Source organism: Corallococcus carmarthensis (genome assembly GCF_003611695.1).
Lineage (GTDB): Bacteria > Myxococcota > Myxococcia > Myxococcales > Myxococcaceae > Corallococcus > Corallococcus carmarthensis.
On the sequence record NZ_RAWE01000180.1, the window covers coordinates 1 to 21263 of the forward strand.

At 70.9% G+C, this 21263-nt stretch carries 17 protein-coding genes; 9 read left to right on the forward strand and 8 right to left on the reverse strand.

Annotated elements, in window-relative coordinates; genetic code table 11:
- The 4 genes from D7X32_RS33030 to D7X32_RS33045 form a co-directional block, all read left to right on the forward strand.
- Positions 1-331, forward strand: a 331-nt coding sequence (locus D7X32_RS33030; protein WP_120606554.1) for a TonB family protein, incomplete at its 5' end; no start/stop codon positions are given.
- Between the two features lie 27 nt (positions 332-358).
- Complete coding sequence (locus D7X32_RS33035; RefSeq protein ID WP_120606555.1) at positions 359-1861, forward strand: PepSY-associated TM helix domain-containing protein; 1503 nt, start codon at positions 359-361, stop codon at positions 1859-1861.
- Positions 1862-2159: 298 nt separating this feature from the next.
- Entirely contained in the window at positions 2160-4445 is a 2286-nt protein-coding gene (locus tag D7X32_RS33040) for a TonB-dependent receptor (protein ID WP_244239319.1), read from the forward strand.
- A 39-nt stretch (positions 4446-4484) separates the two neighbouring features.
- A complete protein-coding gene (locus D7X32_RS33045) occupies positions 4485-5165 on the forward strand; it encodes a Fe2+-dependent dioxygenase (RefSeq protein WP_120606557.1) in 681 nt (226 codons plus the stop codon).
- A gap of 3 nt (positions 5166-5168) precedes the next feature.
- Here D7X32_RS33045 and D7X32_RS33050 read toward each other — a convergent pair whose 3' ends face one another.
- A complete protein-coding gene (locus D7X32_RS33050) occupies positions 5169-5630 on the reverse strand; it encodes a universal stress protein (protein ID WP_120606558.1) in 462 nt (153 codons plus the stop codon).
- A 143-nt stretch (positions 5631-5773) separates the two neighbouring features.
- Here D7X32_RS33050 and D7X32_RS33055 point away from each other — a divergent pair, with 143 nt between their 5' ends.
- Positions 5774-6646, forward strand: a complete 873-nt coding sequence (locus D7X32_RS33055) for an SDR family NAD(P)-dependent oxidoreductase (RefSeq protein WP_120606559.1) — start codon at positions 5774-5776, stop codon at positions 6644-6646.
- Between the two features lie 4 nt (positions 6647-6650).
- Here the strand turns inward: D7X32_RS33055 and D7X32_RS33060 are convergent, their stop codons facing one another.
- The 7 genes from D7X32_RS33060 to truD all read right to left on the reverse strand — a co-directional run bounded on the left by D7X32_RS33060 (position 6651) and on the right by truD (position 15153).
- On the reverse strand, positions 6651-7433 hold the full coding sequence (locus tag D7X32_RS33060) for a trypsin-like serine peptidase (RefSeq protein WP_120606560.1): 783 nt from the start codon (positions 7431-7433) through the stop codon (positions 6651-6653).
- A 277-nt stretch (positions 7434-7710) separates the two neighbouring features.
- Positions 7711-9201, reverse strand: coding sequence for an FAD-dependent oxidoreductase (locus D7X32_RS33065; RefSeq protein ID WP_120606561.1), 1491 nt, complete (start codon positions 9199-9201; stop codon positions 7711-7713).
- Positions 9198-10544: a 2Fe-2S iron-sulfur cluster-binding protein gene (locus tag D7X32_RS33070; protein ID WP_120606562.1), complete on the reverse strand. Its 1347-nt coding sequence runs from the start codon at positions 10542-10544 to the stop codon at positions 9198-9200. The genes D7X32_RS33065 and D7X32_RS33070 overlap by 4 nt, the downstream gene beginning before the upstream one ends.
- Before the next feature lie 210 nt (positions 10545-10754).
- A complete protein-coding gene (locus D7X32_RS33075) occupies positions 10755-12293 on the reverse strand; it encodes a DUF8173 domain-containing protein (protein WP_120606563.1) in 1539 nt (512 codons plus the stop codon).
- An 8-nt stretch (positions 12294-12301) separates the two neighbouring features.
- The gene (locus D7X32_RS33080; protein ID WP_120606564.1) at positions 12302-12799 is read right to left on the reverse strand and encodes a hypothetical protein; all 498 of its coding nucleotides are present in this window, start codon (positions 12797-12799) and stop codon (positions 12302-12304) included.
- Positions 12796-13374, reverse strand: a complete 579-nt coding sequence (locus D7X32_RS33085) for an RNA polymerase sigma factor (RefSeq protein ID WP_438358987.1) — start codon at positions 13372-13374, stop codon at positions 12796-12798. The genes D7X32_RS33080 and D7X32_RS33085 overlap by 4 nt, the downstream gene beginning before the upstream one ends.
- A gap of 90 nt (positions 13375-13464) precedes the next feature.
- Entirely contained in the window at positions 13465-15153 is a 1689-nt protein-coding gene (gene truD, locus D7X32_RS33090; protein WP_120606566.1) for a tRNA pseudouridine(13) synthase TruD, read from the reverse strand.
- 71 nt (positions 15154-15224) lie between these two features.
- On the opposite strand from truD, the gene D7X32_RS33095 reads away from it, so the two are divergent.
- The 4 genes from D7X32_RS33095 to D7X32_RS33110 all read left to right on the forward strand — a co-directional run.
- Complete coding sequence (locus tag D7X32_RS33095; RefSeq protein WP_147450365.1) at positions 15225-16160, forward strand: hypothetical protein; 936 nt, start codon at positions 15225-15227, stop codon at positions 16158-16160.
- 127 nt (positions 16161-16287) lie between these two features.
- Positions 16288-17958, forward strand: a complete 1671-nt coding sequence (locus D7X32_RS33100) for an adenylate/guanylate cyclase domain-containing protein (protein ID WP_120606568.1) — start codon at positions 16288-16290, stop codon at positions 17956-17958.
- Positions 17959-17975: 17 nt separating this feature from the next.
- On the forward strand, positions 17976-20360 hold the full coding sequence (locus D7X32_RS33105) for a serine/threonine-protein kinase (RefSeq protein ID WP_120606570.1): 2385 nt from the start codon (positions 17976-17978) through the stop codon (positions 20358-20360).
- A 110-nt stretch (positions 20361-20470) separates the two neighbouring features.
- The coding region (locus D7X32_RS33110; protein ID WP_120606569.1) for a hypothetical protein at positions 20471-21263 on the forward strand (793 nt) is incomplete at its 3' end.

Consider the following 21263-nt stretch of genomic DNA (forward strand, 5'->3'; position numbering starts at 1 on the left):
GGTGGGTGGCAAGGTCGGTGGGCAGGGCAAGGCGCCGCCCATCTATTCTCCGCGCGAGGTGATGAAGCTGCCGGTGCTGCTGTCCGGCAAGCCGGAGTATCCGCGCCGCGCCCGCGAGGACGGCATCACCGGCGTGGTGATGGTGATGGTGGTCATTGGCACGGACGGCTCGGTGGAGCCGGGCTCGCCGCGCATCCAGCGCTCGGTGCCGGGCCTGGACGAGGCCGCGCTCGAGTCCGTGGCGGGCTGGCGCTTCTCGCCGGCCCTGGGGCATGACGGCGCGCCGGTGCGCGTCAAGGTCGTGATCCCCGTGAAGTTCGCTCTCAGGTAGTTCCTTCCCGGTCGCGCAGACGCCTTCATGAATCCCAAGCTCCGCTCGGTTCTCTTCTGGATCCACCTGGTCTGCGGCCTCATCGTGGGGCTCGTCGTCGGGGTGATGTCGTTCACGGGCGCGGCGATCGCGTTCGAATCACAGATCGTCGACTGGGCGGACCGCGATGCCCGCCACGCGGCGCTTCCCGCGCAGGGGACGCCTCGGCTGACGCTGGAGGAGATGCTCGCGAAGGTGAAGGAGGCGAAGCCGGCCGTGCCGCCTTCCGGCGTGACGGTGTACCCGGAGGCGGACAGCATGGTGTCGGTGGCCCTGGGCCGCGGCACCGCCGTGTACGTCCACCCCTTCACCGGCGAGGTGCGTGAGCAGGGCGCGCAGGGCTGGCGCAAGTTCTTCCACACGATGGAGGAGCTGCACCGCTGGCTCGCGGCGTCGGGTGACAACCGCGCAGTGGGCAAGGCCATCACGGGCGTGAGCAACCTGGCGTTCCTGTTCCTGGGCATCACGGGTTTGTTCCTGTGGTGGCCGCGCAAGTGGAAGCTGCGCGCCATGCGGCCCACGCTGTGGTTCCGCCGGGGCCTGAAGGGCAAGGCGCGCGACTTCAACTGGCACAACGTCATCGGCTTCTGGTCGCTGCCCGTGTTGGTGGTGCTGACGGTGTCCGGCGCGGTGATCTCCTACAAGTGGGCGTCGAACCTCGCGTTCACGATCACCGGCAACGAGCCGCCGCCAGCGCAGGGCCCCATCGCCGCGGCTCCGGTGCCCGTGCCCACGCCCGCGCCGGGGACGAAGCCCCAGCCGCTGGATGCGCAGTTCGCCACGGTGATGAGTCAGTCCCAGGCCTGGGAGACCATCACCCTGCGGCTGGCCACGCCTCCTGGCGCTGGCGGGAATCAGGGCGGCCGTGGCGAAGGCGCTCCGCGCGGTGAAGGCGGCCGTGGCGACGGTGCCCCGCGTGGCGAAGGTGGCCGGGGCGAAGGCGCTCCGCGTGGCGAAGGCGGCCGTGGCGAAGGCGCTCCGCGTGGCGAAGGCGGCCGTGGCGAAGGCGCTCCTCGCGAAGGCGGTCCACGCGCTGAAGGTGCTCCGCGCGGCGAAGGCAGCCCCAAGGCCGAAGGTTTCGTGCGAGGCGAGGGTGATCGAGGCCAGGGACGCGGCGGTCCGGGCGGTGCGGGGAAGGGAGGCCCGCAGGCCAGCGCCTTCACCGTGCGCGAGGTCGAGCGCTGGCCGCTCTTCGCCACCGTCGCGGTGTCGGTGGATCCGTTCACGGCCCAGCCCCTGAAGACGGAGGCCTACGCGGACTTCAACAGCGGCCGGAAGCTGCGCACCTGGCTGCGCTTCCTCCACACCGGCGAGGCCTTCGGCTGGTTCGGCCAGCTCATCGCGGCGCTCGCGTCCTTCGGCGCCGTGTTCCTCGTCTATACGGGCTACGCGCTCTCCTGGCGGCGGTTCGTCCCACGCCGCCGGACCCAGCCCGCGGCGACCGCCGCGCCGGCGGCCCCGCCCACGGAATCCGAAACACACGCCGCCTGAATCACGCCGCTCCAATTCCAGACATCCCCGGGGCCCGGACCGCGAGAGCGGATCCGGGCTTTTTTATTTTCACGCCCAGGCGTGTCGCATTCGTCTCTCTGATGTGAATCAGTGACTTGAGCGCTGACCTTCGCCACGACCCCATCCAGGTCCGGGAAGAAATTTCTTGTAACGCCAATCCAGGTCCTGCATATGAGAATCATTCTCATTTAGTCAGCAGCTTCTTCCCGAGGGACCCGTGTCCACAGCCAAGCCCGGTCGTTCTGCAATCCGCTCATCGAATGGCAACCCTGGAGGCGTGCGCGGCGCGCTCTGGCCCTGGGGGCCCGCGGCCGTGGGGCTCGCCTCGGCGCTCGCGGCGGGTGGCGCGGTGGCGCAGGAGACGCCGGTGACGGGCGAGACCGCGGCGCCGGTGCAGGAGTCCCGCCCCGCGGAGACCCCGCCCGTGGGCCAGGAGGCTCCCTCGCCCGAGCGCACGCCGGAGTCCGCGCCCACCCCGGGTGCCCCGGCGACGACGGCGGCGCAGGCCGGCCAGGACGACGCCTATGTGTTGCCGGAAGTGTCCGTGGAGGGCGAGACGGCGAAGTACAACGTGACCGAGCCCAGCCTGGCGCGCCTGCCCCGGCCGCTGGTGGACACGCCGCAGACCATCACGGTGGTGCCCGAGCGGGTCATGGAGGAGCAGCAGGCGACGACGCTGCGCGATGCCCTGCGCAACGTGTCCGGCATCACGGTGACGGCGGGGGAGGGTGGCCGCCAGGGCGACTCCTTCTCGCTGCGCGGCTTCTCCGCCCAGACGGACACGCTGCGCGACGGCGTGCGTGACCTGGGCTGGTTCACCCGCGACACGTTCAACCTGGAGGGCGTGGAGGTCTACTTCGGCCCGTCGTCGGTGCTGTTCGGCCGCGGCTCCACCGGTGGCGCCATCAACCTGGTGACGAAGAAGGCGCGCAAGGGCTCCTTCCAGGACCTGCGCCTGTCGGGCGGCACGTCGCCGTCCGGCCGCATCGAGGCGGACATCAACCAGGAGATCTCCGACAGCATCCAGTTCCGCGTGAGCGCCGCGGGGCAGCTGGCGGGCGTCGCCGGCCGTGACGTCGTCACGAAGAACCGCGCGGGCATCGCGCCGTCCGCGCGCTTCCAGCTGGCGCCGAAGGTGGCCCTGGAAGTCGACTACTTCTACCAGCACGAGGACAGCGTGCCGGACTACGGCCAGCCGTACTTCAACGGCTACCCCGTCGCCATCACGCTGGACGTGCCCCGGGAGAACTTCTACGGCGTGAAGGACAGCGACGTGGAGCTCGTGAACGTGCACATCGGCTCGGCGCGCCTGCTGGCGGACCTGGGCGACACGTTCCGCCTGACGAACACGCTGCGCTACGGCGGCGTGGACCGCTTCGCCCGGCCCACCGCGCCGCGTGGCCTGACGCCGGCCGCGGCGCCCACCACCATCGGCCGCCAGCGCTTCGAGACGTCCGCTGAAAACACCTACTTCGCGGACCAGCTGGACGTGCGCGGCGTGTTCAGCACGGGCTTCCTCAAGCACAGCACCAACGTGGGCCTGGACATCTCCCGCGAGCAGCGGGAGCTGGGGCGCGTCAACCTCACCGTGGCGGGCGGCAACCTGCCGGCGGACCTGTTCGAGCCGGACAACACCCCGGACCTGTCCGGGGTGGCCCGCGTCCCGGGCGCCACCAACTACAGCCGCCAGTGGAACCTGGGCGCGTACGCGTCGGATCAGATCCAGGTGAGCAAGTACGTGGAGGTCCTGGGCACCCTGCGCCTGGACAACCTGCACAGCGACTACGAGACCAAGGCCGCGAACGGTGACGTGGCGGCCTTCGAGCAGGAGAACAGCCTGTTCAACTGGCGCGTGGGCCTGGTGCTCCACCCGGCGGAGAACACCAGCGTGTACGGCATGTACGGCACGTCCACGAACCCGAGCGCGGAGCTGGCCACGCTGGCCAACGACACCGTCACGCTGGATCCGGAGAAGAACGAGACCTTCGAGATCGGCGCCAAGTCCGACCTCATCACGGAGCGCCTGAGCGTCAACGCCGCCGTCTTCCGCACCAACAAGAAGAACGCGCGCGTGCCCAACTCGGATCCGGATGGCCCGCCCACCGTGCTGGAGGGCAAGCAGCGCGTGCAGGGCTACGCCGTCGGGGTCGCCGGTTCGCCGGTGCGCGGCTGGAACGTCTTCGCCAACTACACGTTCCTGGACGCGAGCATCCAGGAGCACACCAACGACTTCCTGGAGGGCCAGCGCCTGGTGAACACGCCCAAGCGCAGCCTGTCGCTGTGGACCACGTACGCCATCCTGGACACCCTGTCCGTGGGCGGCGGCGCCACCTACCAGGACGTGGCGACGGTGAACAACCCGGCCAACGCGACGGTGCTGCTCAGCAAGGTGCCCAACTACTGGCGCTTCGACGCGTTCGCGTCCTACACGCTCAAGAAGGTGGACCTGCAGCTCAACGTCTACAACCTGACCGACAAGCTCTACTACGACGCGTACTACGGCGGTCAGGCCGTGCCGGCGGAGGGGGTTTCCGCCCTGCTGTCCGCGCACGTGCGGTTCTAGTCGCGCGCTGTTCCCGCCGGGCGTAGGAGGACGTTCATCATGATGGTGCACATCCCGCAGGTCCTCACGCCCGAGCAGGTGGCCCACTGCCGCGCCGTCTTCCAGAAGGCGGCGTGGGAGGACGGCCGGACCACCGCCGGCAGGCAGTCCGCGCAGGTGAAGAAGAACCTCCAGCTGCCCGAAGGCAGCCCCGCCGCGCGGGAGCTGGGGGACCTGGTGCTGGCCGGCCTGGAGAAGAGCCCGCTGTTCATCTCCGCCGTGCTGCCCCAGCGCGTCTTCCCGCCGCTGTTCAACCGCTACGAGCCGGGCATGGACTTCGGCTCGCACGTGGACAACGCCATCCGGCCCCTCCTGGGCACGGCCCAGCGCATCCGCACGGACGTGTCCGCCACGCTCTTCCTCAGCGACCCGGACAGCTACGACGGCGGCGAGCTGGTGGTGGAGGACACCTACGGCAACCACTCGGCGAAGCTGCCCGCGGGGGATCTCATCGTCTACCCGTCCACCAGCCTGCACCACGTCACGCCGGTGACGCGCGGCGTGCGGCTGGCGTCGTTCTTCTGGGTGCAGAGCATGATCCGCGACGCGGGTCAGCGCTCGCTGCTCTTCGACATGGACACGTCCATCATGCAGCTCACGCGCGAGGTGCCCAAGAGCCCCGCGCTGGTGATGCTCACGGGCGTGTACCACAACCTCCTGCGCCAGTGGGCGGAGCCCTAGCCGCTACTCCGGCGTGACGTGCAGGGTGAGCACCGGGCACACCGCGTGGCCCACCACCTTCTGCGCCACGCTGCCCAGCAGCATGCGGGTGAGCCCCTTGCGCTGGTGGGTGCCCATCACGATGAGGTCGTACTTCCCGCGCTCGGCCTCCTCCAGCACCACGTTGCCCGCCTCGCCAATCACCACGCGGTGGGACAGCGCCACCGGCGCGCTGCCGTCCACGGAGCGCAGCAGCTTCTCCAGGTCCTTGCCCGCGGTGTCGCGCGCCATGCCCTCCAGGGAGTTGGCGTCCCAGCCGGGCGAGGCCACCAGCAGGTCCGGCGCCACGTACTGCGGCGGCTCCCACGCGTGGATGACGTCCACCGTCGCCCCGAAGGGCCGGGCGAGTTGCAGCGCGTAGTCCACGACGGAGCGGGAACCGTCCTTCAGGTCCACCGGCACGAGGATGCGGGAAGGGCCAGCCATGGGAGTCCTCCTGTGGAAACAACCAATGAGTAACGCCCACTCACCGTGAGGGCAAGCAGGCGTTCAGGGAGTGCCGAGCAGCGGGGCGGGCACGCAGGGCCACCCGCGCATGGACACCTTCGTGTCCGAGGTCCTGCCCCCATATGCGCCCTCCCATCGACAACGGTACCGTGCTCATCATCGGCGCTGCTGGCGGCATCGGCCGCGAGCTTGCCCGGCTGCTCTCCCCACGGGTGAGAACCCTGGTGCTCGTCGCGCGCGACGTGGATGACCTGGGGGCCCTGCGGGAGGAACTGCTCGCCCGGAATCCCACCCTGGGGCTGATGATCCGCGCCTGCCGGTTGGATGATCCGCGCGCCGTGGACGCGCTCTTCGACCACCTGGAGCGCAACTACGTCCGCGTGGACGTGCTCATCAACAACGCGGACTACGCCTCCAGCGGGATGTACGCGGAGGAGCGCTGGAAGCGCATCGAGGAGCTGGTGCAGGCGAACGTGCTGGCCCCGGCCATGATCACCCACCGCCTGCTGCGTCCCATGCTGGAGCGCGGGCGGGGCGGCATCCTCACCGTGGGCTCGGGCGCGGCGCGCCTCTTCCTTCCGGGGGCGGTGGCGTTCGCCGCCACGCAGCGCTTCCTGGACGGCTTCAGTGAGTCCCTGCGGCTGGAGCTGAAGGCCGCGGGCATCCCCGTCACCTTCGTGGCCGCGGGCCCGCTGGCGCTGGAACCGCGCCTGGAGAGCGAGGTGACGCCGTTCTTCGAACTGTCCCTGCGCCAGTGCGCCCGCGAGGCCCTGGAGGGCTTCGAGCGGGGCGAGGCGCTGGTGTACCCGGGCCTGGGACACCGGTGGGTGATGCGGCTGCTCCGCTTCCTGCCGCGCTCCTTCAAGCGGGGCCTGGGGCGGCTGGCGCTGGGCGGGCTCAAGCGGACGCTGCTCTTGAATCCGTCCCGGCCCGAAACGAACGCGCCCCCCCAGCCGGTGCTGCTGGCCAGGGGGGAGCCTTCTTCCGCGAGGTGACGGCCTACAGGCCGATTTCGGCGAGGCGCGCCTTCACACGCGTGGCCTTCACGCCGGTGTTGGCCGTGCCGCGGCCCTGCGAGTTGCCGCCGATGCCGATGTGGTGCAGCGCCACCACCTGGTTCGTGGACGTGGAGATGACGGGCGAGCCGGACGAGCCGCCCAGCGTGTCCGCGTCGTAGGAGATGTCCGTGGTGCTGTAGTTGCCGTTGAGCACCTTGCCCGGTGAGGACTTCTTCGTCGGCACGCAGGAGCTGTCCGTGTAGTAGTCGCAGTTCTGGTTCACGACGTACACGGTGGCGCTCGTCGCCGCGTTGGTGCTGGAGACGGTGAGGAAGCCGTACACCTGGCCGGGCAGCTGGCCGTTGACGGCCGAGCAGCGCAGCGCCGTCATGTCGTCACCGCTCCACGTCTTGATGAACGTGGCGCACGGGTACCAGACGCGCGAAGCGGACGCGACGCCGTCCTCGTAGTTGAACGACACGCGCGCGCCCACCGCGTCCGCGCTGCTGCCGATGCAGTGGTTGTTGGTGATGATGACGTCGTTGGACACCAGCCACGCCGTGCAGCGGCTGCCCACCGCGGGGATGGAGAGGTAGCCCACCGCCAGGGACTTCGTGCGCTGCGTGCCCGAAAGGGACGTGGCGCTCACCCAGTTCAGCGTGCCCACGATGACGTTGGACTCCTGCGACGCCAGCTCCGCGTCCGGCACGTCCATGGGCTCCACGGAACCACACGCCGTCAGGCCCATCACCAGCATCGCACCCACGAGCTTCTTCGCGGCCATCACTGAGTCTCCCCCCGCGCGGCATTGCGCGGCGCGGGAGCCCTAGGCACGCCCCGTGCCAGAGCCCCCGTCAGAGGAGGCCCGGCCTGGAACGGGAGCACGGGTGGTGCGTGGATGCTCCGTGCAATCCGGTTGCGTTTGTAAAGAAACGTCACATTCCCCGGCGAATCCCCAACCATCCCGGGTGGTTGCGAGGATTTCCGGGAGTGCCGCTTTTGCGGACATGCGGGGGCCGCCCCTGTCCCAGGCGGAGACAGGGGCGGGGCGGGCGGAATTCTCAGCCGATGATCATGTCCTCGCGCTCGAGGGTGCCTTCCTCGAAGCGGCGGAGGTTGAAGCGGGTGAAGAGCTCGTCGGAGGCGCCGGTGGTCATCCACTGGGCCATCCGCTCCGCGACGGCGGGGGCCATCATGAAGCCGTGGCCCACGAAGCCGGACATCTGGAGCAGGTTGTCCAGGCCCGGGGTGCGGCCGAGGATGGGGTTGTTGTCCGGGGTGACGTCGTAGAGGCCGCCCCACTGGCGCAGCACCTTCACCTGGCCCACGTGCGGCAGCTGCTCCGTGAGGGCGCGGGCGAAGCGCGACACGAAGCGCAGGGTGCTGCCCATGTTGGGGCCGGAGGGTTCCTTCGGGTCGCCCATGCCGCCCACGATTTCGCCGCGCATGGACTGGCTGAAGTACAGGCCCGTGTCGAGCACCGACACCAGCGGCGACAGGAAGGGCTTGAGCGGTTCGGTGCTGAGGATTTCGTGGCGGTGCGGCTCGTTGGGGAGCGCCACGTCCGCCAGCTTCGCCACCTGCGGGCTCCACGCGCCGGAGGCGAGCACGACGGTGTCGCAGGCGATGTCGCCCCGGTCCGTCTTCACCTTGCGCACCTGGCCGTTGCTCGTCTCGAAGCCGAGGACGTTGGTGTACGTCTCCACCTTCACGCCGCGCTTCACGCTGCCCTGCGCGTAGCCCCACAGGAAGGCCCAGGGGAAGATGACGCCGTCCTCCGGGTTGTAGGCCGCCGTCACGCAGTCCTTCAGCGTGAGGCCCGGGACGATGTCGCGCGCCGCGTCCGCGGTGATGATGCGCGTGGGCACACCGTACTTGTTGTGCAGGACGGCGTTGCGCTCCAGCCGGTACGCGGTGTCCTTGCGCTTGGCCAGGAAGAGGTATCCGCCCTGGCGCAGCCACACGTTGACACCCAGGTCGCGCGCGAAGCCCTTCATCAAGTCGATGGAGCGCTTGGCCAGTTCGATCAGCGCCGGGGTGCCCCACTGCATGCGCACGCCGCCGCCGTTGCGGCCGGACGCGCCCGCGCACAGGTAGCCGCGCTCCAGCACCACGACGTCCGTCTCTCCGCGCAGCGCCAGGTTGTACGCCAGCGACAGGCCCATGATGCCGCCGCCGATGATGACCACCTTCGCCTTCTGCGGCACCGGTCCTACCGGGCGCAGCGCGGACGGGAAGTGCTCCAGTTCCTGGGGCACGCCGCCCACGGGCGGGACGGCTTCGTCCACGGGGGCGCTGGCCAAGAGGCGCAGCTCCGTGGGGTACAGCGGCGGGCGGGGCGTGAAGGGCACCACGCCCTCCGGCTTGAGCGCCGGGGCCTTCTGCTTGAGCAGCGCGGCCACCGCGGCGTGGCAGCTCTTGCCCTGGCAGATGCCGGTGCCGAAGCCCGTGTAGCGCTTCACCGACTCCACGTCGTGGTAGCCGCGCTCGATGGCGTGCTCCACGTCCGTGACCGTGACGTCCTCGCAGGTGCAGACGAGCGCCTTGCTCATGACAGCCCTCCCAGCAGCGCCTGCGCCGCGCGTGCGCCCATGGCCGCGGCGTCCTTCGCCGAGCCCGGCTTCGCCACGTCCCCCGCGACGAACACGTCCGCCGCCTGCGTGCGTCCGTCCGCGTCCGCCTCGACTCGGAAATGGCCCGCATCCGGGTCGAACTCCACCTTCGCGCCGCCCTGGCGCGCCAGTTCGAAGCCCGGCGACACCGGCACCGATACGACGATGGCGTCGCACGACACCTTCTGCTTGCGGCCGCCCTGGGGCGTGAAGCTCAGCGCCGTCACACCGCGCAGGCCGTGGCCCTTGAGCCCGTCACCGAGCGTGGCCTTGGGGTGCGCGTTCGCGGGCAGCGGGCCCTTCAGGTCCACCACCGCCGCCACCTCCACGCCGCGCTGGGTGAACAGGTGCGCCAGCGCGTGCAGCTCCGGGCCGTGGCCCACCAGCGTCGCGACCTGGGGGGCCACGTCATGGCGGCGCAACAGCAGGCTCGCCGCGCGGCCCGCGATGACGCCGGGCAGGTCGTTGTTTTCGAAGGGGAGGGTGGGGGGATGGCCGCCCACCGTGAGCAGGAAGCGCTTCGCGTAGACCTTGAGCAGCCGCAGGTTCGCCGCCTCCTGCGACGCCACCGCCAGGTAGCGGCCGTGCTCGTCGTCATACAGGCCGATGACGGTGGCCTTGCGCAGCACGCTGCCCTGCGGGAACGCGGTGGCCTCCGGCACGAAGGGCGCGCCGTCCTCCGGGGCGCCGTGGGCCAGCCGTCCGCCCAGGGTGGCGTCGCGCTCGAAGAGCATGAAGGGCACGCCCTGGCCGGACAGCACCCGCGCCGCCTCCAGGCCCGCCGCGCCGCCGCCCACCACCGCGACGGAGGTGTGGAAGGTGCGCGGGGGCAGGGGCTCCGGGCCCGCTTCCTTGGGCAACAGGCCCAGGCCGGCCAGCTGCCGGGCCACGCGCGCCATCACGTCCTCCGCCACCGGCACGCCCGCGAACATCTCGTGGTGATCCAGGCGCTTGGGGAAGAACCAGTCGATGGTCTCGAAGATGTCCACCTTCGCGGACGGGTACGCGTTCTGCCGCTCCAGCCGCATGCCCTCCTTCGCGGGGGTGCGGCAGGTGTAGACGTTGGGCAGTCCGTCCACGCGCATGAGGCAGTGCGAGCAGGCCGCGGCGAAGCAGTACGGCCCGCGCGGGCGGTGGTACTTCACGGAGCGGGAGAGGACGTTCTCGCCCGCGGCGATGAGGGAGCACGCCACCGGTTCGCCTTCGATGGCGGGGATGCTCTCGCCCTCGAGGTCCACGGTGATGGCCCTGCCGCGCGGGGTTGCGTCTGGGAGGCGTCGCATGGGTGCCGCGCAAAATGGCGCACCGGACGGAGGCGGTCAAAGCCTGTCAACGGCCGCACGCCCGCAGGCAACACCCGCTTCCGACAGCGCAGGTGATGGCGCGCGAGCGTGGGGCTTGTTGGAGAAGGAAAAGCCCCACTCCCGGTACGCTCGGGAGCGGGGCTTCATGATGCGGTGTGGCATTCCCTGGCGGCCGTGAGGCCGGGTGCGTCAAACCGGGTTCTCGCTCCGGGGGAAGATGGGCTCCGGCATGCCCCGGCCGCGGTAGCCGAACCGGGTGCGGATGACCGCGCCGAAGGCCAGCGGGTTGAGGATGAGGTTGAGCAGCACGCCCACCACCGGGATGTGGCTGATGAGCAGGATGATGCCCAGCCCCAGGGCGAGCACCACCGCCTGCGTCTTGCGGCCGCGCATCACCGGCAACCGCGTGCCCAGCTCGCTGGCGATGGCCGCGTAGCCCAGCGCCGTGCCCAGCATGGAGGCGACCAGGAGGGCGAACGCCACCGGGATGCCGATGAGCGTGATGCACAGGACGATGGTCAGCGGGATGAGGGCCGCCGCGCCGACGAGGCCCACCCAGAAGTTGCGGGCGGGGTTGGCGCGGATCTCATCGCCCAGCTCCTTCATGCGCGTGGGGAAGAACATCTGCCCCAGGAAGCCCAGGCCGAAGAGGAGCGCGAACTGGAGGATGAAGGACGCCAGGCCGCCGCCTCCCCTGTCATGGTCGTCATCGTCGTCGGCATCGGCGTCCGCCGAGGCCGCGTCGTGGCTCTGCACGTCCTGCATGCCGCGCTTGATCTCACCCGCCACCATGCGGCCCAGGCCCGCGCCGCCAAAGGACTCCAGGCTGCCCTCCACCAGGGCGCCGTCCGCCTTCTGCACCTGGCCGCCGAAGGCGGACACGTCGCCTTCCACCTGCGCGTTGGGCCCCAGGATGACGTTGCCGCCGAAGGCGTGCGCGTCCCCCTCCACGTGGCCTTGAATCTCCAGGTTGCCGCCGAAGGCGACAGCGTCGTCCTCCACGGTGCCCTTCACGATGAGGTTGCCGCCGTAGACGACGGCGCTCTCCACGGACTCGCCTTCCTTCACCTCCAGGTTCTGTCCGCGCGCCACCACGTCCCGGGCGCCGCGCTTGCCCTTCTTGTGCTTGAAGCTGTCGCGGAAGCTGCGGATCTCCTCGCGGACGCGCTCCTTGGCGGCCTCGGCCTCTTCCTTCGCGGCCTGCTTGGCCTCCTCGCGGGCCCGCTTCGCCTCTTCACGGGCCTCCTCGCGGGCCTGGGCGATCTCCTCCGGCGTCGCGTCCTCGTCCAGGGCGGGCGGCGCGGGAGGGGCCGGCGGCGTGGCGGCGATGACGGGCGGAGCGACGGGAGCGGCCGGCGGCGCGGGCGGAGTGGCGGCCGGGCTCATGCCGGACTCCTTCTCCTTCGCGGTGAGCGGGCGCAGGGTGAAGATGGAGCCGTCCTGCTCCAGGTGGAGCGAGTAGGCGCGGGCCACCGTGCGCAGGGCCTGCTCGGCGCTGATGCCGCGCAGCCGGACCTCCGCGGGGGTGTCCAGGTCGCCGGTGACGACCAGGTTCAGGCCGCCCTTCTCCGCGATGGTCTTGAGCGCGTCACGCAGGGAGCCGCGGAAGCTCACGTCGATGGTGCGGGCCGGAGCGGTGGCCGCGGCGGGGGCCGGGGCGCCTTCCGCGAGCGCCAGGGGGGCGCCGAGGAGGAGGGTCGGAAGCAACAGGCGGGGGAGGATCTTCATGGACTCGCTCAGGCTTCGGAGAGGGACGGAGGGGAGCCGGCCAGGCGCTTCAGGCCGAACAGCGACGTGAACACGACGAACGCGACGATGCAGGCCACCGCCAACCCCGCGGTGCTCCACAGGGCGTGAGCGCCGCTGAACAGGCCTTCCACGAACGCCCGCGTGTTGCCCACGCTGGACGCGAACGCGGTGCCCATCCGGCCGAGCGCCCTGTCGTTGGTGAACAGGAAGCCCAGCCCCACGCCCAGGGACGTCAGGAGGATGGCCAGGCCCGTCCACACCTCGCGGCGCTGGGGCACGGGGCTCTCCGCGACGCGGGCCATCACGTTCACGACCAGCGACGGCGGCGGCAGCGGATCCGCCAGGCGGAACAGGTCCTGTTCCAGCAGGCGGTGGTCCTCCATCAGGGCGGCGCACGCCTCGCACTCCGCGGCGTGATCCAGCGCGGGGCCCTCTCCGGCCTCCAGCTCCGCGAAGAGGACTTCCAGGTCGGGGCAGGGGGTCATCGCGTCTCCTCCTCGGCGGGAGTCATCTTCTTGCGCAGCTTCTCACGGGCACGGAACAGGCGCGCCATGATGGTCCCGGGCGCGCAGCCCATGATCTGCGCGATCTCCTTCGTGGTGCGCTTCTGGACGTAATAGAGGGCCAGCACTTCACGGTCGTCCACGGAGAGCGTCTCCATGGCGGCCTCCAGTGACTGCCGCTCCTCGCGCGCGATGGCCCCGTCCTCCTGGGACACCTCGTTGCTGGGGAGCACCTCCTTCATGGGCTCCAGCTCCTCGGTGCGCACCTTGGTGCGGCGGCGGAGCAGGTCCAGGCAGAGATTGCGGGTGATGGCGAGCACCCAGAGGTCGAACGGGCGCGCGTCGTCGTAGCGGTGGAGGTTCTGGTACGCGCGGAGCAGGGCCTCCTGCGCGACCTCCGCGGCCTCCGCCTCGCTCTGCAGCAGGCGCAGCGCCAGGCCGTACACCGGGCGCTGCACACTCCTCACGAGCGCTTCGAAAGCGGACGGGTCTCCCTTGCGGGCGGCCTGCACGTCCGCCTTCCAGGGGAGCGGGGCGGCGTCCTCAGCCATCAGCATTCCGATGGCCATGGGGAGCGAGTCGAGGGCAAGAGCGTTCACGCCTTGGACTACGGGCAGCGTGAACGCCCATTGCGCTGCCCCCGAGCATCACTTCCGCTTCTGTTTTTTCGCGGACTTGGCGGCAGCCAGGCGCTGCTTTTCGGCTTTTTCCGCCCGCCCGTCCGCCTTCACCTGCTTGCGCTGCTTCTGCTTCGCCCGGAAGCCCAGCGGAATCTCCGCCTCGGGAGCAGGCGGGGGGGCGGCCCTGACCTCATCCAGCTCCGGAAGCGCCTCGCGGGGCGCGCGGGCAGGCCGGCCGATGCGGCCAGGCGCGCGTGCTTCCTTGCCTGGCGCTTCCGCACGGCTGTCGCGGCGGGCCGGACGTGCGTCCCTGCCTGGCGCTTCGGCACGGTCGTCACGGCGGGCGGTGCCCGGACGGGCAGGGCGCTCGGACGAGGCCGGACGCGCGACCCGGCTCGGCGCCCGGTCCGCCAGGGTCCGGTGGCGGGCAGGCCCTTCGCTGGCGCGGGCGGCGCTGCGGGCCGCGTCCACCCGGGCCTCCTCGTGCTCGGTGGTCACGAGGCGAGGACGCTGCGAGGTGCGGATGTCCTCCTTCGTGTCCTCCGTGTACTCGAAGTGGAACAGGCGCTTGATCACCAGCGTGGCGTACGCGCCCGGGGGCAGCGTGAAGGCCACGTTGACCTTGATCTCGCCGCGGTTCACGTCGTCGTTCTGCGTGCGGCCCACGACGAGCTTGTGCGGGAACATCACCAGCGGGCGCTGCTCCTCCTTGAAGTATAGCATCCGCTCCGCGCCCTTGATGCGCAGGTCCGGGAGCTTGAGCTTCTCCTTGCCCAGCACCCACGTCATGGCCTCCGCCACCTTCGGATCCTCGAAGGTGGAGTCCGGCCCCACGAGCGGGAAGGTCTTCTCCCGCAGCGTGTGCAGCACGTCCGGGGTCGCGTCCCGGAAGTGCAGCAGCGTGCCGGCCTGGTAGCGCATGGGGAACATGGCCTCGCGCGGCAGCATCAGCTGGAGGTAGCGCCGGACGCCCTCGTTCCAGAGGAAGCTCTGGTACTCGAAGAGGATCATCGCCCGGTAGTCCGAGTCGATCTGCAGGAACGCGCGCAGCCAGTCGCCCGGGTGGTCGCGCAGGGAGCGCAGGATGCGGTGGTACTTCTTCGCGCCCTCGAAGGGCACGCGCGCGTCCCAGCGGCCCCAGTTGTCGCGCCAGAAGCCCTTCACCTTGGCGTCCTCGGTGCGGTCCAGCTCCGAGGGGCGGGCGAAGTAGTTGTGCAGCGCGGCCTCGAAGTCGCCCCGGATGAGGTCCTTGGCGATGAAGCCCTGGCCGTGCTTGAGCGCGCCGAAGCGCTGGCTGTCGAAGTAGTTCACCACGCCCAGCCGGTTCACCTCCGCGGCGGCCAGGTTGAGCGGCGCCAGCGAGTCGTGCGTCAGGGCGCGCACGGTGACGGAGAAGCGGTTGGAGGTGATGTTGCGCGCGGACAGCGGCTTGTCCGTCCGGCCCAGGAACTTCAGGCGCAGGTCGGGCTCCTGCATGTCCACGTCGGCGCCGTCCACGGCGATGATCTGCTCGGTACGGCCCTGCTTGTCCTTCAGTCCGCAGTAGCTGATGGCGCCGGGCTTCAGACCGAACGCGTCACGGATGCGGTTGACTGCGTCGAACGTGGACAGCTTCTGCTTGTCCATGAGGTAGACGCGATGGCGGCCGCTGTCGACTTCGTCGAAGCGGTAGGACTCCTTCACGGAGAAGTCCTCGGGTTTTTGCTTGATTCGCACGACAGCCCCCTTACCACGTGGACGCGCGGATTGAAGCGTTCGCGCCGCAAATGGGCATAACCTGCAACCCCATGAGAAACCTTCCCGTCCTGCTCCTGCTGGGGCTCGCTGGCCTCGCCGTGGGGTGCGCGACCCCGTTGTCCACCATGCAGACGGCGAAGACGCTCTCGCCCGGCCAGGTCCAGGTGACGGGCAGCATGGGCGTGTTCGTCCCGGTGGGGACGCTGGGGTCGGTGGTGGACGTGGGCATCGACCAGGGGCGGGCGGCGAAGCGGGCCATCGACAACGACGAGCCCTACACCCTCACGGAGGAGGACCAGCAGCGCCTGCTGACGGCGGGCCTGGCCCTGGTGGTGGCCCCGCCGGGCGTCAACCCGGAGCTGATGGTGCGGGTGGGGCTCCTGGACGGGTTCGACGTGGGCGGGCGCTACAACGGCAACGCGCTGCGCTTCGACGGCAAGGTGCGCCTGGCCCACGGCGGGCCGGGGCCGCGCCGCTCCTATGACCTGGCGGTGGGGCTGGGGGTGTCCAAGCACCTGTTCTCCGGGGCGGTGATGGACGTCCTGGAGGTGGTCCAGCTGGGGGACTTCAGCCGGACCGACGTGGAGGTGCCGGTGTACCTGAGCGCCGAGTACGGCGACGTGTTCAAGCTCTACGGGGCCCCCAAGTACGTCTTCAGCCACACCTCGCTGGACGCCCAGCTGGTGGACTTCTCCCAGCAGGGCAAGCCGGTGACGGGCTTCGACGCGAGCCTGCCCTCCACGGTGAACAGCCACTTCGTGGGCTCCACGGTGGGCTTCGCGCTGGGCTACAAGTACGTGCACTTCTACGCGGAGCTCACCGGGGGCTACGTCTTCTGCAACCCCGTCATCTTCGGGCAGAAGCGGGACCTGGGCGGGATGACCTTCCTGCCGTCCATCGGCCTGGGCTTCCGAGCTCCCGAGCGCCGGCCGCCCGCGTCCGTGGCCCCTGCCGCCCCGGGGACGGTGGCCCCGCCGTCCACATGAGCGGTTGGGTGGGAGCGGGGACTGACCGGCCGTGCAGGGCGACGGCGCCCTGTCCGTGGGGGAGCGTCGCGAGCGTTTATTTGAGGCGGAAGGCTCTGGTAGTGTCCGGGCCGGTGAGGATTCGCGCGTGAACCAGGCACCCGCCCCATTCCCGCCCAGGTCCGGGTCGCACCCGCGCGGGCCGCACCTGACGGGGCGGTTCGCGGACGGGACGCTGGGGGAGTTTCCCCTGGGCCCCACCACGTCGCTCGGCCGCCACCCGTCCAACACGCTGCGGCTGGTGGACCGGGAGGTCTCCAAGGAACACGCCACCATCGAGAAGGTGGGGCGCGACTTCGTCCTGCGCGACCTGAACTCGTCCAACGGCACCTTCGTCAACGGGCGCCGGGTGACGGGGGAGATGCGCCTCAAGGACGGGGATGAGATCGCCCTGGGCTCCTCCAGGCTCGTGTTCCACAGCGGGGAGGCGGTGCCCGGCGGGGCCAACCCGCCCACGCTGCCGGGCGTGACGGTGGTGGCCAACGCCGTCTCCATGCCGGCCTTCCTGGCGCAGATGGACCAGGTGCCGCAGAACTTCCGTCCGGCCGAACAGGTGACGGACAACGCCGCGCTGCGCCGGGACTACGAGAAGCTGCGCATCGTGCACGAGTTCCACCGGCAGGTGAGCCTCAAGGGCAACCAGGCCGACCTGTTCGAGCAGATCCTCAAGGTGGCCTTCGAGCTGCTCGCGGCCGACCACGGCGTCATCCTGAAGGTGGGCCCGGAAGGGGAGTTCATCCCGGCCGCGGTGCACCACCGGCAGGGCAAGCAGGTGAACGTCATGCTGTCGGACACCGTGCTCAAGCGCGTGGTGGAGACGGGCAAGGCGGTGCTCACGGCGGACGCCATCATCGACGAGCGCTTCTCCGCCGCGGAGAGCATCGTGGCGCAGGGCATCCGCTCCGCCATGGCGGTGCCGCTCCTGGTGAACGGCGACATCATGGCGGTGCTGTTCCTGGACAGCCGCCAGCAGATCAACGCCTTCTCGGAGAAGGACCTGACCATCCTCTCCGGCATCGCGGCGCAGGCGGGCATCGCGCTGGAGAACGCGGCGCTGGCCGAGCAGATCCGCAACGAGGCGGTGACGCGCGCGGAGCTGTCGCGCTTCCTGTCCAAGGCGGTGGCGGACGCGGTGATCAACGGCGGCACGGAGGACCTGCGCCAGAGCCGGCTCGCGGAGGTCAGCTGCCTGTTCGCGGACATCCGCGGCTTCACCACCCTGGCGGAGAGCGACTCCCCGCAGGAGGTGGTGTCGATGCTCAACAGCTTCTTCACCGCCATGGCGGACGTGGTGTTCCGCTACGAGGGCAACCTGGACAAGTTCATCGGGGACTGCGTGATGGCGGTGTGGGGGCCGCCGTCGTCGCATCCGGATGATCCGGGCCGGGCCCTGAGGGCCGCGCTGGAGATGCAGGACGCCGTCACGGAGCTCAACCGGCAGCGCGTGCTGGACGGCAAGAAGCCCATCGAGGTGGGCATCGGCGTCAACACCGGCCAGGCGGTCGTGGGCTACATGGGCAGCGCGGAGCGGCACGAGTTCACCGCCATCGGCGACACCGTGAACACCGCGTCGCGGCTGTGCGGCATCGCCAAGAGCGGAGAGGTGCTCGCGTCGGAGGCCACGGTGCGCAAGTCCGGGCCCGGCTTCGACGTGGAGGAGCTGCCGATGCTCCAGGTGAAGGGCAAGGAGAAGGGCGTCCAGACCTTCCGCGTGCACGGCGCGGAGCTGACCACTTCCACCTCCCGCAAGGTGCGCTGACGGTGCGCTCCTCGTCCATGACGACGACCCAGTCGTGCCCCAACTGCGGCACGGTGCACGACACCCGGGTGTACGTGAGCGGCCAGAAGGTGGCGTGCCGCTGCGGCATCCGGTTCGAGGTGCGGCGCGCGGACGTGTCCGGCATCCATCGCCCGGGCGAGCCGTCGGGCATCCGTCCGGCCGTTGAGGCTGCCGAGGAAGCAGGCGTCGCGGTGACGTTCGTGCCGCGCGCGGCGGAGAATCCGCGACAATCGGCGTCACCTTCCGCCGCTGCCGGTGTTGGAGCGGAGCGGGAGGACGCGGTGGGACAGGAGATGAGGGCCGGCTCCGTCCCAGGGGGCAGTGAAATGATCATCCCGCGACCGGATGGCGTGGGGAAGACGGACGAGGGCGAGGTTCCCGCGGGGGTGATTCCGCCCGCCGCGGTGGGCCGCGACGCACCTGCGTCCGGAGTGGCATTGCCCGAGGCGCACGCTGTGGCTCCGGGGGCTCCCGGGGCTCCGGCGACGGCTCCCGTGGCTCCGGAGCTGGACGGGGCCACGCTGGTCCGCGCGGGGACGCCGGGCGTGAAGGCGCCGCGGGCGGTGGTGGACACCCGCATCCGCGTCATCGAGAACGCGGAGACGGTGCTGTCGGGCGCGAAGCCCGAGCTGCCCGGTCTGGAACTCCTGGAGGTGCTGGGGCGCGGCGGCATGGGCGAGGTGTGGCTCGCGCGCCAGCGGTCCCTGGGCCGCACGGTGGCGGTGAAGGTGCTGCCGCCCCGGCTGGCGAAGGACGAGGAGTTCGTGTCGCGCTTCGACAAGGAGGCGACCGCGCTCGCGGCCCTGAGCCACCCGAACATCGTGCAGATCATCGACCGGGGCGTGCAGGGCGAGCACTACTACTTCGTCATGGAGTACGTGGAGGGCCAGTCGCTGCGCCACGCGCTGAGCGGCCGGGACCCGCTCACGCCCGCGCAGTCGCTGAAGGTGCTGCTCCAGGTGGCGCGCGCCGTGGAGTGCGCGCACGACAAGAACATCATCCACCGCGACCTGAAGCCGGAGAACATCCTGCTGGATGGGCGGCTGCACGCGAAGGTGGCGGACTTCGGCCTGGCGGGCATCCGCGAGCCGGATTCGGAGAAGCAGCTCACCGCGACGGCGGTGGCCATGGGCACGCTCAACTACATGGCCCCGGAGCAGCGCCGGGACGCGAAGAACGTGGACGGCCGCGCGGACCTCTTCTCCCTGGGCGTGATGATGTACGAGGCGCTCACGGGCGAGCTGCCGGTGGGCCGCTTCAAGCTGCCGTCCGAGCGCGTGCGCGGCCTGGATCCGCGCCTGGATCCGGTGGTGGAGCGCCTGCTGGAGACGGACCGCGAGGCCCGCTACGCCACCGCCACGGATGTGTGCGAGGCGCTGGAAGGGCTGGTGTCCGCCTCGTCGTCGCCGCACGTGGCGCCCGCGTCGGCGCTGGCGCGCGCGCAGCCCTCTCACGTGGCCCCGATGAAGCAACTGACGGGCCCCGAGGCCGCCGTGCTGGAGACGCTCCACGCGGGCTGGGGCCGGGTGCGCACCGGCCTGTCCGTGGTGGGCGGCCTGGCCGTGCTGGGCTTCGCGGTGCGCGCCTTCGTGGGCCCCGTGAGCCTGCGCCTGGGCGACGAGGAGTACGGCCTGGGGCGCCCGAAGCCCGTGCCGACCGAGCTGCACTTCCCGGCCAACACGGAAGGGGAGGTGTTCACCGGCCTGAAGCTCACGCCCCCCGTGGCCGGCTCCGACGACACCACCCTGGAGCTGGGCTTCGACCAGGGCGAGGAGGAGCTCAACGTCCACAGCGGCACCTGGACCATGGACCAGGGGGAGCTGCGCGTGGTGCAGGCCGGCCGGGAAGCGGATGGCAAGCTGGTGCCGCGCGCGTACCTGGCGCACCGCTACTTCACGAGCGACGACTTCACGGCGGAAGTGTTGATGGACGTGAATCCGCTGGAGAAGAAGTGGTCGGTGGAGGAGGACGGGCAGCACTTCGGCGAGCTGGCGTTCCGCATCCGCGACGTGCAGGTGTCCGTCTTCGCCATCCCCGACGCGGGCATGCGCCTGTCGTGGCGCTACTTCTCCCCGGACGACGGGCACGAGGTGGTGGGCAACAGCGCGGAGGACACCAAGAACCTCGTCCAGGACGAGATGCCCGTGCCCCGGCAGGGCCCCTTCCTGGTGAAGCTCCAGCTCAAGCGGCAGAAGAGCGGCGTGCGGGTGGACGCGTTCCTCAACAAGAAGCTCTTCGCCTCCAAGGTGCTGCCGGGCTTCGAGGGCCGCGTGGGCAAGCTGGCGCTGGGCTGCCGCAACCTCCAGTGCACCTTCGATGACCTGAAGGTCGTGGGGCCGCTGCAGGAGCGCCCCGTGCGCCGCGTCGCCACCGGCGAGTAGTCCACCGCTTCCCCTGGGGCGGGGCTTGCCGCCCCGTCCGCCCGTTCCCACCTTGCTCCCGCCGGGCTCCGCCGTCGCGGGGCCGTCCGGCACACGGGCGGGGGTGGGGCATGGCCGTGGACCTGGACCTGGGGCGCGTGCTCCTGCTGCCGCTCTGCGGCGTGGGGATGGCGCTGCTCCTCTGGGCGACCTTCACCCTGGGGCGGACGCCCACCGGCTCGCGGCCCCGCTGGATGTTCGCCGGCTTCGGGGCGCTGGCCCTGGGGCTGGTGCTCTTCGTCCCGTGGATGCGCGGGACGCCCCTGGTGCCCGTGTCGCCGGACGTGCTGGTGAAGGCGCTGGGCGGCGTGCTGCTGGTGCTGGCCGCGGGCGTGTCCGCCCGGGGTGCCCGGGTGCGCCTGCGGGCGGATGCGCTGCGCGGCGCCGCGCCCATGCCCCTGGATGAGGCGGTGGCGGCCCTGCGCGCGGGGCGGCCTCCGGGATTTGGCGTGTACCGGGGCCAGCTGGAGTCCCTGGACACGCTGACGTCACCGGGCGGCGTGCCGTGCGCCTTCTACGACGCGGCGGTGCACGCGGTGGGGCCTCACGGCCGGAAGGGGCCGCTCCTGGCGCGGGAGCGCGCGTACACGCCGGTGCTGATCCTGAAGGGCGAGCGCACGCGGGCGGCGGTGGGCTTCGCGCCGTCCGGGCTGCTGGCGCCGGTGGAGGTGCGCCGGTGCGCGGCGCCGCCCGCGCTCACCCGGGCGGAGCTCTTGGGAGAGCCTGCGCAGGCGCTGTCCTGGGAGCGCGTGGGCGTCCCGGGGGAGGCGTGCCTGGTGGTGGGGGAGCTTCAGCGCGCGTCCCGCGACGGCACCTACTCACTGCGCGGGCGCGGCGGGCGTCCGGCGCTGGTGGTGCTGGGGG

What these genes read in the sequence shown, in the direction of transcription:
- D7X32_RS33035 (WP_120606555.1), top strand. Translation starts at nt 359, where the DNA reads ATGAATCCCAAGCTCCGCTCGGTTCTCTTCTGGATCCACCTGGTCTGC.
- D7X32_RS33045 (WP_120606557.1), top strand. Translation starts at nt 4,485, where the DNA reads ATGATGGTGCACATCCCGCAGGTCCTCACGCCCGAGCAGGTGGCCCAC.
- D7X32_RS33050 (WP_120606558.1), bottom strand. Translation starts at nt 5,630, where the DNA reads ATGGCTGGCCCTTCCCGCATCCTCGTGCCGGTGGACCTGAAGGACGGT.
- D7X32_RS33055 (WP_120606559.1), top strand. Translation starts at nt 5,774, where the DNA reads ATGCGCCCTCCCATCGACAACGGTACCGTGCTCATCATCGGCGCTGCT.
- D7X32_RS33060 (WP_120606560.1), bottom strand. Translation starts at nt 7,433, where the DNA reads ATGGCCGCGAAGAAGCTCGTGGGTGCGATGCTGGTGATGGGCCTGACG.
- D7X32_RS33065 (WP_120606561.1), bottom strand. Translation starts at nt 9,201, where the DNA reads ATGAGCAAGGCGCTCGTCTGCACCTGCGAGGACGTCACGGTCACGGAC.
- D7X32_RS33070 (WP_120606562.1), bottom strand. Translation starts at nt 10,544, where the DNA reads ATGCGACGCCTCCCAGACGCAACCCCGCGCGGCAGGGCCATCACCGTG.
- D7X32_RS33075 (WP_120606563.1), bottom strand. Translation starts at nt 12,293, where the DNA reads ATGAAGATCCTCCCCCGCCTGTTGCTTCCGACCCTCCTCCTCGGCGCC.
- D7X32_RS33080 (WP_120606564.1), bottom strand. Translation starts at nt 12,799, where the DNA reads ATGACCCCCTGCCCCGACCTGGAAGTCCTCTTCGCGGAGCTGGAGGCC.
- D7X32_RS33085 (WP_438358987.1), bottom strand. Translation starts at nt 13,374, where the DNA reads ATGCTGATGGCTGAGGACGCCGCCCCGCTCCCCTGGAAGGCGGACGTG.
- D7X32_RS33095 (WP_147450365.1), top strand. Translation starts at nt 15,225, where the DNA reads ATGAGAAACCTTCCCGTCCTGCTCCTGCTGGGGCTCGCTGGCCTCGCC.
- D7X32_RS33105 (WP_120606570.1), top strand. Translation starts at nt 17,976, where the DNA reads ATGACGACGACCCAGTCGTGCCCCAACTGCGGCACGGTGCACGACACC.